At 39.1% G+C, this 14,124-nt stretch carries 13 protein-coding genes; 2 read left to right on the top strand and 11 right to left on the bottom strand.

Annotation, left to right across the window (positions count from 1 at the left end; all coding sequences use genetic code 11):
- Positions 1-113: 113 nt before the first annotated feature.
- The 6 genes from O2Q26_RS15620 to O2Q26_RS15595 all read right to left on the bottom strand — a co-directional run bounded on the left by O2Q26_RS15620 (position 114) and on the right by O2Q26_RS15595 (position 6,867).
- Positions 114-1,121: a TAXI family TRAP transporter solute-binding subunit gene (locus O2Q26_RS15620; RefSeq protein ID WP_289216778.1), complete on the bottom strand. Its 1,008-nt coding sequence runs from the start codon at positions 1,119-1,121 to the stop codon at positions 114-116.
- 278 nt (positions 1,122-1,399) lie between these two features.
- Positions 1,400-1,837, bottom strand: coding sequence for a hypothetical protein (locus O2Q26_RS15615; RefSeq protein ID WP_289216777.1), 438 nt, complete (start codon positions 1,835-1,837; stop codon positions 1,400-1,402).
- Positions 1,838-1,896: 59 nt separating this feature from the next.
- Positions 1,897-2,772: a D-amino-acid transaminase gene (dat, locus tag O2Q26_RS15610; protein ID WP_289216776.1), complete on the bottom strand. Its 876-nt coding sequence runs from the start codon at positions 2,770-2,772 to the stop codon at positions 1,897-1,899.
- 145 nt (positions 2,773-2,917) lie between these two features.
- Entirely contained in the window at positions 2,918-4,321 is a 1,404-nt protein-coding gene (locus O2Q26_RS15605; protein ID WP_289216775.1) for a SpoVR family protein, read from the bottom strand.
- Positions 4,322-4,451: 130 nt separating this feature from the next.
- Positions 4,452-5,003 carry a YhcN/YlaJ family sporulation lipoprotein gene (locus tag O2Q26_RS15600; RefSeq protein ID WP_289216774.1) on the bottom strand — a complete coding sequence of 184 codons (552 nt, stop codon included), beginning with the start codon at positions 5,001-5,003 and terminating at the stop codon, positions 4,452-4,454.
- A 1,408-nt stretch (positions 5,004-6,411) separates the two neighbouring features.
- Positions 6,412-6,867 carry a hypothetical protein gene (locus O2Q26_RS15595; RefSeq protein ID WP_289216773.1) on the bottom strand — a complete coding sequence of 152 codons (456 nt, stop codon included), beginning with the start codon at positions 6,865-6,867 and terminating at the stop codon, positions 6,412-6,414.
- Between the two features lie 160 nt (positions 6,868-7,027).
- Between O2Q26_RS15595 and O2Q26_RS15590 the strand changes: the two genes are divergently transcribed.
- Positions 7,028-7,261, top strand: a complete 234-nt coding sequence (locus O2Q26_RS15590) for a YhdB family protein (RefSeq protein ID WP_253936413.1) — start codon at positions 7,028-7,030, stop codon at positions 7,259-7,261.
- Positions 7,262-7,302: 41 nt separating this feature from the next.
- Here O2Q26_RS15590 and O2Q26_RS15585 read toward each other — a convergent pair whose 3' ends face one another.
- The 5 genes from O2Q26_RS15585 to sigI form a co-directional block, all read right to left on the bottom strand.
- Positions 7,303-8,865, bottom strand: a complete 1,563-nt coding sequence (locus tag O2Q26_RS15585) for a bifunctional GNAT family N-acetyltransferase/carbon-nitrogen hydrolase family protein (RefSeq protein ID WP_289216772.1) — start codon at positions 8,863-8,865, stop codon at positions 7,303-7,305.
- A gap of 85 nt (positions 8,866-8,950) precedes the next feature.
- Positions 8,951-10,372, bottom strand: coding sequence for a dihydrolipoyl dehydrogenase family protein (locus tag O2Q26_RS15580; protein ID WP_289216771.1), 1,422 nt, complete (start codon positions 10,370-10,372; stop codon positions 8,951-8,953).
- The gene (locus O2Q26_RS15575; RefSeq protein ID WP_289216770.1) at positions 10,372-10,770 is read right to left on the bottom strand and encodes a DUF1499 domain-containing protein; all 399 of its coding nucleotides are present in this window, start codon (positions 10,768-10,770) and stop codon (positions 10,372-10,374) included. Before O2Q26_RS15575 ends, O2Q26_RS15580 begins: the two co-directional genes overlap by 1 nt.
- A gap of 99 nt (positions 10,771-10,869) precedes the next feature.
- Complete coding sequence (locus tag O2Q26_RS15570) at positions 10,870-12,342, bottom strand: anti-sigma factor domain-containing protein (protein WP_289216769.1); 1,473 nt, start codon at positions 12,340-12,342, stop codon at positions 10,870-10,872.
- Positions 12,339-13,076 (bottom strand): RNA polymerase sigma-I factor, encoded by a 738-nt coding sequence (gene sigI / locus O2Q26_RS15565; protein ID WP_289216768.1) that lies wholly within the window; start codon positions 13,074-13,076, stop codon positions 12,339-12,341. Before sigI ends, O2Q26_RS15570 begins: the two co-directional genes overlap by 4 nt.
- A 396-nt stretch (positions 13,077-13,472) precedes the next feature.
- On the opposite strand from sigI, the gene O2Q26_RS15560 reads away from it, so the two are divergent.
- Positions 13,473-14,069, top strand: coding sequence for a flavodoxin family protein (locus O2Q26_RS15560; protein WP_289216767.1), 597 nt, complete (start codon positions 13,473-13,475; stop codon positions 14,067-14,069).
- The last annotated feature ends 55 nt before the right edge of the window (positions 14,070-14,124 follow it).

Genomic DNA, 14,124 nt, shown 5'->3' with positions numbered 1-14,124 from the left:
ACAGAATTGTCATTCTGAAAAAAAATGTAACATAAAAGATTAAGGACTGCTCCAGGCTTCCATCACGTAAGTGAAAACCCGGGACAGCCCCTTTAACCTATGAAAATTCTTCTTTACTCTTCACTGATACCTTCTTCATCAAAATACTTTTTCGCACCTGGATGAAGGTCTACTCCAACTCCGTCAAGAGCACTTTCAGCGTTGATATCTTCCCCTTTAGCATGAGAAATCTGATCTGTATTCTCAAAAATAGCTTTCGTCATTTCATATACTTGATCCTCACTGAGATCACTGTGAGCTACTAGCATGGCTTGTACCGCTACAGTAGGAACAGCTTCTTCGAGACCGTAAGTGCCCTCAGGTACTTCGTCTACAGAATAATAGCTGTACTCATCCATCAGTTCTTGAGCTTTATCTTCAGAAATAGCGAGGATGTTGACATCAACAGTAGCCGCTAAACTTTCGACCGCTCCAGTCGGAGTACCGGACGTAATAAATGCGGCATCAATAGTTCCATCCTGAATACCCGTAGTAGAATCACCAAAATCAAGGTCACGAGCTTCAATATCCTCGTCAATGTTAATTCCATGTACTTCTAAAATGTTATCAGCATTAGCATTTGTTCCTGAACCAGGAGCCCCTACGGAAACAGTTTTACCTTCCAGGTCCTCCACAGATTCGATTCCACTGTCCATAGTTGTTACAATTTGAATCGTTTCCGGATATAGAGTTCCGATTGCACCGAAATCTTCATTAGCTTCATCAAACATGATTTCACCATTAGCAGCGTAGGAAGCAATGTCAGTTTGAGTAAAAGCAATCTCTCCGTCACCACTGCTTATAGAATTCATATTTTCTACGGAAGCTCCGGTAGAAGTGGCATTCGCTTCTACGTTATCCATGTTATCGTTAAGTACTTGAGCAAATGTACCGCCTAGTGGGTAATAAGTTCCTTCAGTACCGCCTGTCAAGATTTGTACGAACTGTTGACCATCGCCACCTTCCTCACTGTCTCCGCCTTCGTCACCGCCGCCGTCAGAAGTTCCACCGCCGCAAGCGATCAAAACTAAAGATAGCGCTAACAACATTGCAATCGTTAATAAGCCTTTCCTACTAAACATAAAAATTCCTCCCCTTTTAATTTTTATGACAACATTTGATTCGTAAACCGTGTCAAAGTATGTACAGTTTAAAAACCAAATGACCGCCCTCAAATGTAATGAAAGTTTACATAAATGGGACATCATCATTTTACATGATTTTTTCAAAATTTTAAATAGATTTACAAATTTTAGATTTAAAACAGCATACTTTATGTTCAGCAGTTTTAGCTAGTCAGCATTAAATTGTCAACAAATCACAAAGGACGTATGAACTAGTTCATACGTCCTTTCAGGTGCTATTTATTAAAGTCCAGATTTGTGATACCCTGTTCTTCTAACTTTTCCCCTATCTCTTCCTCAAGCTGAAGACGACGTTCAACCATTTCTTCTGATAACGGAGAAGTAAGCTCACCATACTCTTCTTTTAATCGCTTTTCAGATAATTTCTCGATTAACATATCCCAGAAACTGAATTCTTCATACTCGTCTACATACTTAGTAAATAACTCTTTCTCATAATCCATTTGGAGATCATGTATTCCGAAAGCTTCTTGATAATTAATTTTATCTTCCAATTCAGCTTCCTTATATTTTGATAATACAAGTTCCCGAACCTCTTCAAAGTCTTCATCCAATTCCATTTTAGTGGAATTCACCATCCAAGTTCCGAGGAATACAGATTCGACCAGCTTCTTATATTGATTTTCGTTCAATTCAAGGTGTATCTTTTTCATGATAACCCTCCTGCGCATAATGTAAGCAGGGTCATGATAGCATATTTAGGATAAAACGTCTATTTTGCGAAAATTGAAGCTTCTTCCCCAATCTTTGCGTCCTTCTCATATTTTTCCTGGATTTTTCTCGTCACTGGACCAGGTCTGCCTTCTTTCACTTTTTTCCCATCGACTTCAATGATCGGCATCACTTCAGCTGTACTGCTTGATAAGAAAAGTTCATCAGCAAATTGAATATCCTCTACACGGAAAGATTCCTCTATAAAAGGAATGCCTTCCTCTTTGCAAAACTGTTCCACTTTCATCCTTACACACCCGTGAAGTATATTTTTCTTTGCGGGATGGGTGTAGACCTTGCCATCTTTTACTAAATAGGCATTGGAAGAACTGCACTCTGTCACTTCCCCATCTTTATGCAAGATCGCTTCAAAACAGCCGGCTTCGCTCGCTTCCTGTTTCGCTATCACATTTGGCAGCAGGTTCAAACTTTTGATATAGCACCAGTCCCAGCGTACATCTGGCTGAGTAATGGTCGATACGCCTTCTCGCATAAGGTCTTCTTTTCTAGGTAAGTCCTGGACATATGCATATAAGTTCGCTTCTGTACTTAACGGGAAAGCATGATCACGAGGAGCGGATCCTCTCGTAATCTGCAAATATACTTTGGCGTCTGTATCAATTTTATTTTTTTGAAGAAGTTCATCTAACTGGTGATAAAAATCCTGCTTTGTGAAAGGCATTTTGATTTTTACGGCTTCCGCCGAACGAAATAACCTTTCCACATGCTCTTCAATCAAATAATAACGTCCTTTATATACACGGATGACTTCATAAATCCCATCACCGAATTGTAATCCTCTTTCTTCAAATGGGTAATTCAAATCGTTTTTATGAACAAAATCTTTCTGGGTTAACACATATTCATACACACTCATCGCGCGGCCTCCTAAGCTTTTCTGTTTAACGACTAGTTTACCAAAAAATCTGATTTTAATGGATGAATTAGTCAAATCAAATCAATATCATACCATATACCCAGAAAAGGCCATCCATTATGTGGATAGCCTTTTTCAGTAATACTTATAAATACTTTTTCTGAACCCTTTTTCCGCCGTAACTAAACGCTACATCTCTATCTTCTACTCTCGTTTCCATATGCACTGGGCGGCCCCACAGCTGGTATAGATAAGGAAGAGTTTTTTCCAAATAAGTCAAGTCCAATTCTACATCCTCGTAATGATGTTTTAAATAAAGTTCACCACTCTTCATGTAATCTCCATCTTCAACAGTGATATATGGAAAGCCTCCATTCACTCTCATCGTCACAAGCTGTTCACGCACAGCTTCGTGATCTTTATCTGTAATTTTGTATTTTTGCCCTTGTTTTTGGAATAAGTACATATCTTCTTCGCGAACAAGTTCTTTCGTCAAATAGTTTCTTATGAAGCTCTGATCGGACTCTACTTCCCGTACTTCGAACATTTTCTCTCGGCCAGACCCGGGTTTTATACCGTGTCGGATCATCTCCTCTGTTGGGTGATCATAACGTTTTTCTATATCCTCAAATATTTTCAAACCTAGGTAATAGGGGTTCAATTGGGTTTTGGATGGCTGGACGACACTCGCGTTCAACTTAGCAAAATCAATTGACTCTCCACTCGTCAAATCCATTTCTCTGATGATCCTTGCATGCCAAAATGATGCCCAGCCTTCGTTCATAATTTTCGTTTCCAATTGCGGCCAGAAATAAAGCATTTCCTCTCTCATCATCGTTAGAATATCGCATTGCCAGTCATCGAGCTCTCGACTGAATTGTTCGATGAATAAAAGAATATCTTTTTCAGGCTGAGGAGGAAATTTTTTACTTTTCTTAAATGTGGGCTCATCAGGAGATTCGCCTATTTTCCAAATATCATCGTATGGTGTACGCTTCTTCTTCATTTGTTCCTCGGGCTGATCAGGCTGCCACGAAAGCTTAGGACGCACGAGAGATGGGTCTATATGCTCCTGAATAGCTAAAACAGCATCCAAAAAAGATTCCACTTCTTGTTTTCCATGTTTCTTTTCATATGCGGCAATCCTTTCAGCTGTAGCCGCCATGCTCTCCACCATGTCACGCTTCGTATTTTGGAAACGAGCATTATTTTTAAAGAAATCACAATGAGCCAGCACATGAGCTACAATTAACTTGTTCTGTATCAAACTGTTGGAGTTCAATAAAAATGCGTAACAAGGATTAGAGTTGATTACGAGTTCATAAATCTTACTTAAACCCAAGTCGTACTGGAGTTTCATCTTGTAATACTGCTTTCCGAAGCTCCAATGGGAAAAACGTGTAGGCATTCCGTAAGCACCAAATGTATAAATAATGTCATCAGGACAAATTTCATAATGCATAGGATAGAAATCAAGACCAAACCCTATGGCGATTTCCGTAATCTCTTGAATAGCCCGTTCTAAATTCAGTTGTTCTTCCGCTCTCAAAGTGCCCCCTCCTTTAATATACATAGTTATCTATATGACGAAATGCTATATAAATGAACTACATGGAGGCAATTTTCGATAAGTATACAAAAAGTCAGGGTCCTCTAATTTAGAGAATCCTGACTGCTGCTCAGCTATTTTCGTTTGGGAATACCCGATCAACCATTTCTCCGAATTCACGGAAAAAACCTTCCACAGGTTCTCCTTCTTCAACGTCCTCTGCATATTGATTAGAGAGGTCGACAAAATCAGGATTGGTTGTAATATAAACATTCTCAATATCCTGATCTGAGTCTTTCACAATTTTTGTGATTTGTTCTTCAGCTTTATCAGAAACCTCTTCAGAGTCTCCATTTTGATTATTCAAAACTGCCGCAACATAAGCATTATCGCGAGTTTTCAAAACATATGCGTCTTTCACTCCGTCTACGTCTTTTGCTATACGGTCAGCTGCTTTTTCTGCTACATGATAATTAGTGTTATGACGCATACCTCTGTCATTATCATACTGATTGTTGTTGGTGCTTTCACTGTTATCCTGGTCAGCTGTTCTTTCAAATCGTGTATTTTCTACTCCATCATAATTGCCATCATTGGGGCTTGATTCTTGTTCAGCTTGACAAGCTGTTAACGTAAAAGCTGCAAGTAATCCAAACATTACTGCTTTTATTTTCGTTTTCATGTTCATCCCTCCTTCCGTTCTTAACGGTAGTATGTGTAAGGAGAAATGATTTATTCGAAAAGGAATTTACGGCAGTAACTTCTTTTTTAAATTGCTAAAAAAAATTCTGATATAAGTATAGTATTGTTTTTAGTTATCGCCAATACTGAGGAGAAGACGAAAAAACTGCTTAATTACCACTCACTATAAATACCAAAACTAATAACAAAAAAGAACCCTTGGATATTAATAATCAACCCTTTTAAAAAACCACCTGTTAATCTAAAGCTCCCTCAGTTTCAAGATGTTCGGCCTGTTTCCGTTATGATTGACAGCGTTTAGAGCTCCGGGAAATCACTCGCTTTCCGTGGGAGCGCAGTGAGCCTCCTCGAGCTAACGCTCTCCGGGGTCTCACCAAGCACTCTTTTCCCACAGGAGTCTCGCAATTTCCCGGAGCTCTTTACGATGATGAGCAGCTCGGAAACGCCGTTGATATAACATTATCATCTACGAACCGAGAAGAGCTTTTCTCCTTACCTAATAAATCTAAACGCTGGAGGTTATTACCACCCATGTCCAAGTTGTTTACGGCACCGCCTTAGCATGAAAATACGAACATGAATGTTAAATACTGAAGGTGCGTAAAAGAGGTCTCTCGTTAAATAACTTGAAGTGGGACACAATATCTTCATTTCACAGGAATCGGGAAGAAGCTCTTTTTTTATGTGACGGTTCGTTTCTCCCCTTCATCGAATGGGGTTGTTGGGAAGCTGCGAGACTCCCTTTGTAAAAGCGGAAGCGCTTCGTTCAGCGGCGTATGGACTGGACTGAGCTGGCGGAGATAAAGGAAACACGAAGAACGGAGTGATTCGATGTTGACTTATCGTACAGAAATGAAGGAAGTCTCGTTAACCCGCTAAGCGTCGAAACTCGAATACGCGGGTGAGATGAGATCGTGGCAGTCACTTCATAATGATAGGGTGGGTAGGGAACGTTGGTACCAGAGAGTTTTTTGGTTCTCATTTCTTAGTTCCGTCCCTTCATATAAGTTAGGTGGTTTTAGGAATGGGCGAGACTCCTGTGGGGAGAGAGTGATTGGTGAGATCCCGGAAGGCGGCAGCCTGAGGAAGCTCACTGCACTCCCACGGAAAGCGAGTCCATTCCTAAAACCACCTTCCACTCACCATAATGACGGGACAGCAGAGATTCCACAGGAAAGCGAGTAGCTTCCCAACCACCCCTGACTCTCAACACGGCAACGAACCCATACTATCTCGAAATCAAGTCTTCCACTATCCTGCCAGTTAGTTAAAGAACAATCTTTCACTAACACTAGACTTTCTTCATTTTCTAACTATAGTATCAACATCAAATTAAATTATATTTAAGTGCCCGAAACAAAGTTATAAAAAAGCCTCCCGAAGAAGATTTACGATTGAATGGGAAGAACCCACCATATATGTAGAGCAATCATGTATAAAAGCAGAATCGAATGAAAAAATAAGAAAAAAGCAGGAAGTAACTTAAATAGTCCTTCTAAATAATGATAACTGCGTTTTATAAAAAACATTCCAGCAACAATGGTTATATAGAAAGGGAAAAACCAGAGCCCTTTCAAAGTACTCGATGCATTTACTCCCGCTTCATGCCCGATCGCGAAAACAAGCCAAGGCGTCATATAGCTGATAATGGATATAGCTAACCACCTTAAATCTTTTTTTTTGTAAACGATTGCGGCTATTGCAAAACCAAGTGTAGCTAAACCGATGATTTCCGTTAAAACTACAAAAGCTGTGTGACCTCTTGTGATTAAGCTTAAGACAAAAAATAACCCAAATGCAAAAACACCACCTAAATTAATCCAAACCCACTGTCTTGCACTCATGAACCTACGACTCCTTCCATTTTCCTGAAGAATCTAATCAGATGTTCTTTATTCCTTTTTCCTAATTGTCGATATTTCCATTAATGTGAGGAACTCTCTGTTTTCTTGGTACCCTCCATGGAGATAATAAAAACACTCCTTACTTTAAGGAAGTGACCTAATGTACCAAGACGACTATGAAAAAGCTTTGAACTTTATGATCTGGGGTCAATGGGACGACTTACTCGTCCTCATGGTAAGGACCAATGATCATTTTTTAGCCAAAAAGATCGAATCTTTTCTGCACGCTTACCATTACCCCGACTCTGAAGCGTCTCTATATGTAACACATGAAAATTTATTACATTATATAGACCATGCACAAGCTGCGACACAACCGACTCTTTATGTATAAATACGCCACCCCGCCTAAATGAACTGGCCGGGTGGCTTTTCTTACGTTCTTTCTGGTTTGAACTCTGTGTTGACGTTAAATGAAAGGTCGAACAAATCTCTGCGGCGGTCATGGAGCTGCCTTACAGTTCCAGACTTTCTTTGTCTCCTTAATATTTCTAAATCAACGTCTCCCACGACAACAGATTCGACGTTAGCATTGCACTCTCCCACAATACCATCTCTTGCGAATTCAAAATCAGAGGGCGTAAATATGCCGGACTGAGCATACTGAATATCCATGTTTTCGACTTGCGTCATATTACCTACGGTACCAGCAATTACTGTATAGACTTGGTTTTCTATTGCGCGAGCCTGCGCACAGTATCTCACCCGCAAATATCCCTGCCTGTCATCTGTACAGAAAGGTACGAAAATTATATTTGCGCCCTGGTCTACGGCATATCGTGCAAGTTCCGGAAATTGAATATCATAACAAATTTGAATGGCTATTTTTCCACAATCCGTATCAAAAACCTTCACAGCATCTCCTGGCTGAATTCCCCACCAAGTCCGCTCATTTGGCGTGATATGAATTTTATATTGTTTTTCAATAGTGCCGTCTCGTCGAAACAGATAGGATATATTGTAAATCTGATCATTCTCTTCGACGAAATGAGAGCCACCGATAATATTAACATTATATTTCACGGCTAAATGAGTAAACATTTCAATGTACTCTTCTGTATATTCAGATAGTCTCCTCACGGATTTAGAAGGAACTTTCTCTTCTAGAAAGGACATAAGCTGCGTCGTAAAAATTTCCGGAAATACAGCGAAGTCAGAGCCATAATCCGCCGCAACATCCACATAATATTCACACTGACGGCTGAATTCTTCAAAGGAATCAATATTTTTCATCATATATTGAATCACCATGATTCGGACAGGATGACTTGTTTTAAAATGACGTTTCGTACGTGCCCTATAGTCTATATTGTTCCATTCCATCAACGTAGCATATTTAGAAGAAAGTTTGTCATCGGGCAAATAATTTGGATTGATTCTCATTACCGTAAACCCATTCATAATTTGAAAAGTCAGTACAGGGTCATAAATATTCTGATTGCGAACTTCTTCTACGTATTCTCTTGGTGATAATTCATTCTCATGCTTGTGGTAATTCGGAATTCTTCCTCCAATAATCACACTTTTCAAATTGTATTCTCTAGCTAAATCCTTACGTGCTTCATACAATCTTCTTCCAATTTTCATTCCGCGAAAATCAGGGTGAACCATTACTTCAATCCCATAAAGGTTATACCCGTCAGGATCATGATTCGTAATGTAACCTTCATCCGTAATATCATCCCATGTATGCTTATCATCATATTCATCAAAGTTGACGATTAAACTTGAACAGCTACCTATAATATCTCCATCAAACTCCACTACAAACTGTCCTTCAGGGAAAAGGCGCAAATGGCTTTCAATATGCTTTCTTTTCCATGGTTCCATATTAGGAAAACATTTTTTCTGCAACTCAAATAATTGATCAATATCTCCATCCTGCGTATTACGTACGATCATTTTTTTCTCAAATTGAGATAAATCAATCTTAGACATCACGGATTTCCTTTCTAAATCAAAGTGTTCACTCTTCTCTATCCTACTTAATCCACTTAGCTATTGTCTAGCTCTCTATAAGAGTTCATCGGAATTTCTTCACATACCATTTTATGGCGTCGTTCCATTTGCTGTTGAACAGCTTTTCCCGCCAGTATAAGTCCGCTGTCTGAGATACGACGTTGTTTCTCGCAGGGTACGGATGGATGACATTGGATAGAGTCTGAAACTTCTTGTTCAAAGCTTGTAAAGTGCCTATTTCCTGCATCCATTCCCCGGCTCCAGCACCTATCGCATGAGCACCTACTATTTTTCCTTTTTCCGTAGTCATCACTTTTACTAGTCCATCCGTATTCCTCTCTGCCATAAAACGGTCAGCGTCCTTAAGCTTTGTTTTAAAGGTTAACAGCTGATCTCCGTACTTCTCATTTGCCTCCTCTTCAGTTAAACCTAGATGATAAATTTCAGGAGATGTATAAACGACCCAGGGAATTTTATTGTATGATACTTTTCGTGATAACCCTAGCACAGCATTCGAAACAGCGATTTTCCCTTCCATTCCAGCTACATGTGTAAAAGGCATCGACCCGTTGCAGTCCCCGACAGCATAAATATGTGATTGATGAGTTCTTAACGTTTCATCGACCTCAATAGCTCCACTTTTTGCCTGAACTCCTGCTTTATTCAATTCAAGTGTTCCCACATTCGGTTTTCTGCCTACAGCGACAAGTAAGTGAGAACCTTCCACGTGTTCCATACGATATCCTTGTTGATAGTGCACATGAATTTGCTGTCCTGTTTTTTCTACTTTGTTCACCTTGGCTTGAGTTACAAAGTCAATATGTTCTGATAAGATCTGTTGAGCTGATTTAGCAATTTCATGATCTTCTTTTGAAAGAATATACTCAGAGTTCTCGATGACCGTCACTTTCACTCCTAAATGTGCCATCGCATTGGCTAACTCTAAACCAATGATTCCTCCTCCGATAACCACAAGATGCCCTGGTCTCTCCTTTAACGAAAAAATGGATTCATTGGTCAAGTATTCCACATCTTTAATTCCTTCAATAGAAGGTACTGCCGGTGAAGAACCAGTAGCAATTACAATACGTTTCGCAGTAATTGCACGGTCGCCAATTTTCAGGGTATGATTGTCTACAAATTGTGCGGACGCTTCATAAATGTCGACTCCCATATCTATAAATCGTTGTTTTGAATCATGGGACTGAACATCGGCTACAGCCTCTCTAACTTTATTCATTGCTTTTTTAAAGAGGAGATCGTATTGGTTTGAAGTAAGTTCAGTCTGTTCAGAAGCTACCTGCACTTCGGATGCTGCTTGTATTAATGCTTTAGACGGCATACAGCCATAGTGAAGACAGTCTCCGCCGAGCTCATCCTTTCGCTCAATTAGAGCAACGGAAGCCCCGAAACTTGCCGCACCTGCTGCGACAGTAAGTCCGCCGGATCCCCCGCCTATAACGGCTATTTGATAATCATATTTCATTAATTCTTCTCCTCTTCAATCCAATTGTGGTAGTGCTCAGAAAAATCTTCCATCCTTTTACGATTAACTCCCAGGTCTGAATAACCTGTTCTTGAAGCCGATCGAAAATGAATCAAGCCTGAGGAATCATCTAAATAGAACTCCACATCATCTTTAAATTTCAACAATTTAGAAGTGAAAACTACATGAATATAGTCATCTGTTTCATCTTTAATCGCTGATCTTCCCATCTTGGCTATAATTGATTTAATGGCCGTCTTGGTCGTATCTTTTGATTGAACAAACGGCAGTGGTTCCATTAATTTATCCCGTTGATCTGTATTTGTAGATACACAATTAGGGGACTTTGGACACGGGGCTAATTCCCCTTCTTTTACTCCTAAGTAATTCTTATTCATAATCAGTTCCTCCTTCATTCTTCCCTAGTATATTCACTATTTTCTTCAATAAAAAACACTTCCATAGGTTTGGAAGTGTCATTCTTTGAATAAAGTCCATTATTTCTTTTTTTCGTTGCCGTTATTATTACCATTGTTGTTGTTTTTATATTTCTTCTGCTTTTCATTTCCTGGACCTTTATCTTTTTTGTCGTTGTCTTCGTTTTTGTCTTTCTCTTTGGTTGTACCTTTATCCTTAACTTTGCTTTTATCTTTGTTCTTGTCCTGATCTTTATCAGCTTTGCTTTTATCTTTGTCCTTGTCCTGATCTTTATCAGCTTTACTTTTATCTTTGTCCTTGTCTTGATCTTTATCAGCTTTACTTTTATCTTTGTCCTTGTCTTGATCTTTATCAGCTTTACTTTTATCTTTGTCCTTGTCTTGATCTTTATCAGCTTTGCCTTTTTCATTGTTCTTTGTATATGGCTTGTCTGTTTTATTTTCATCCTTCTTTGAAGGGGGATTATTTTTCTTTTCAGATTGTTTTTCTACTGTATCCGTTCGGCTTTTTGCTTTCTTTTCAGGTTTGTGGTTACCTTTATCTTCACTATTACTATTGGACAAAGGACGCTTTTTTGACTGCTTATCATTATCGGGGGTTTTTTCTTTCCCTGCCGTCCCCGGAGTTGCCTGATCTTTATCTGGCTTATCTGGGAGATTCGTTTCAGAGTATTTCACCTGAGCAGAAGGCTGGGGAACTGAATGTGGATGTTGATCAGGAGCACCTTTATAATCGTTAACTGGAATTTGTGATGATTCGTCCGAGTCTAGTTTTTGACTATCGTCTGACCCTTTTTCTTTTTCAGGATGTAGTGAATTATTGTAAAAAGCTTGAATTATTGCGCGATCCTCATTTTCAATGACCCCTGAATCGAGGTGAAATTTGTCGTTCTCGCCGTCGAGGGATTCTGCCATTAATTTATTAACTGAAGTGTTTTCCTGTTCAGCCATTTGGTGAATGGTATTAGGCACATTATAAGAAGCTAGCATCAATCCCTCTAATTCATTGTTCAAGAAAACTTCTATTTCATTAGAAAAATCAAAGTCGCCTTCATTAATATAACTTACCCCAATCAATACTTCTCGACCAAGCTTTAAATATCCCTCATTCTGACTAATAGAAATCATCTCAAGCGCTATTTCAGGTACTGGTTTTTTTTTCCACCCACCAAGTTTCGAGACTAATTTTTCTGCATCTTCGTTTAACGCTTGAATGTCTAATACTTCCATGTCATCGTTTACTTCCAGTTCCACGCTTGGGTTTATATCAACACTTACGTAAGCGAAGGCTTTATTATCCTCAAACCAATAAAGTGTAGGAAATAACGTAAGAAGGAGAGCCATAGTGACAACAGCAAATCTTGTTCTATGGAGAAAAAAGGTTTGCTTGATTTTAGACGCATGAAGTGGCTGAAAATGAACTTCCATTCCAACTTCTGCACGTTGTAAACGTTTTGCTTTATGAAAAAAACCATCGTGAGTCATAATGATGGTGTATTTCTTGCTTTGCTCCATGACAATACCTTTTCTCACATACCCACCCCCTTCAAATATTCTTTTAGATAAATGTAGTCCCCGTCTAGGATGAGTACCATGGCGATAATGAATTTACGATTACGTTCCAGCGTCTTTTTACTGACCTCTACCTTCTGAATCAATTCCTTCATAGGCAGACGCCCTTTCAAAAGCACGGTTTCCTTTAGATTTTCATCATTGAAAACGATGCGGGCGACTTGGATCGCAGATTCCCTAGCGTCCACATGTTTTGGAGAGGATATGGTCAATTCTTCAAACGTCAAATTATACTTTTGAAGCTGAGACTGAAATTCCTTAATTTCCTCTCTCCTGTACCACGATTCAGTTTCCAGCACATAGCGATCTTTGGCTGCTTGGATTTCAGATGGATTCTCCATATGTTCATCATCTATATATTCTTCATCCAAGGATACGACTTTTGGTTTCTTCTGCTCGTTACGGATATAGTCGATGACTTTGCGCTTGATCACCAACTTGGCAAAAGATAAAAAAGAACATCCTTTCTCACAAGAATATGCATGGATCGCCTCATTAAAGGCGGATAAACCGATACTGAATTCATCATCTCTATCAGGGTCTATATATCGTTTGCATACTTCAGATACACTTTTGGCGATAAAAGGTTGATACTGTATCAGAATTTCATTTTTTGCTTCTTCGTCTCCCTCTTTAGCCGCAGTAACTCTTTCATCAAGGGAGGCATCATCACTTCTTAACAGGCGTTTAATCAACCTTTATCACCTCCGGCCACTCATATATTTTCGGGTTTCTCTTTTATTCTTTGGGTGTTTTTTCAAAAAAGTTTCATTTTAGTTACAAATGTGTATCAACCGATGCAACTGAAGTACTCTTATCTAATTGTATAAGGAGAATGAGTATGGGTAATTTATCGAGCAAACCAATTTTACTTAATAACTACCTATAATTCCACCACACTCTATTTACATTTTGTTAAATAATCATTTCAAAACACAGGACTTATAACCTACATATTTCTTAATAGGCTTTTTATCCTTAACTAACCAATTGTAACTAGTCATTTGTGCTCATAAAAAGCAATAAAGTTTATTTCATGACTATTTAGGTTAAACCTCCACTGATTAATCAATTTCCAGGAGGTGAAAATTATGAAAGCCTTATTGTTGAACTGCAGTCTTGAAAAAGGTCATAACGAAACTGAAACTGAAACATTATTGAATAAATCAGCATTGGTCTTCCAAAAAGAAAAAGTAGATATCGAAAGGGTCCATTTACGTGATTTCCAAATTACTTTTGGCATTACCAGTAATCTGGACGGCAATGATGACTGGCCTTTTATTTTCGAAAAAATATGCGAAGCAGATATCATCTTGTTCGCAACACCGATCACACTTGGTGAGAAAAGCAGTATAGCTACTTTAATCATTGAACGATTACAAGGTTATCATGATATGAAAAATAAGAAAGGACAGCAGTTATTCTACAACAAAGTAGGAGGAGTCATTGCTGTCGAACAAGGTGAGGGCGGAGCCAGGTTAGCTGTTCAATCAATCATTTACAGCTTATCAATGCTAGGGTTTACCATTCCCCCTCATTCCAGCACGATTTGCAGCGATCCTTATGATACAGACTCAGCTGCACAAACAGGACAAAAGGTGTTTCGCATGTGTTCAAATTTAATTAACTTCGCGGAGATTTTTGACTTCAGCCCCATCCCTTTGATCGAAGATACCTCAGAAGTTTAAATCCTGATCCTTCTCCATTCCTTTATATCCAGTCAGTAAGAAGCTGGAGGCCGCC

This window comes from Halobacillus campisalis, assembly GCF_030345335.1.
GTDB classification, from domain to species: Bacteria; Bacillota; Bacilli; order Bacillales; family Halobacillaceae; genus Halobacillus_A; species Halobacillus_A campisalis.
This window is presented reverse-complemented; position numbering and strand designations above follow the sequence as displayed.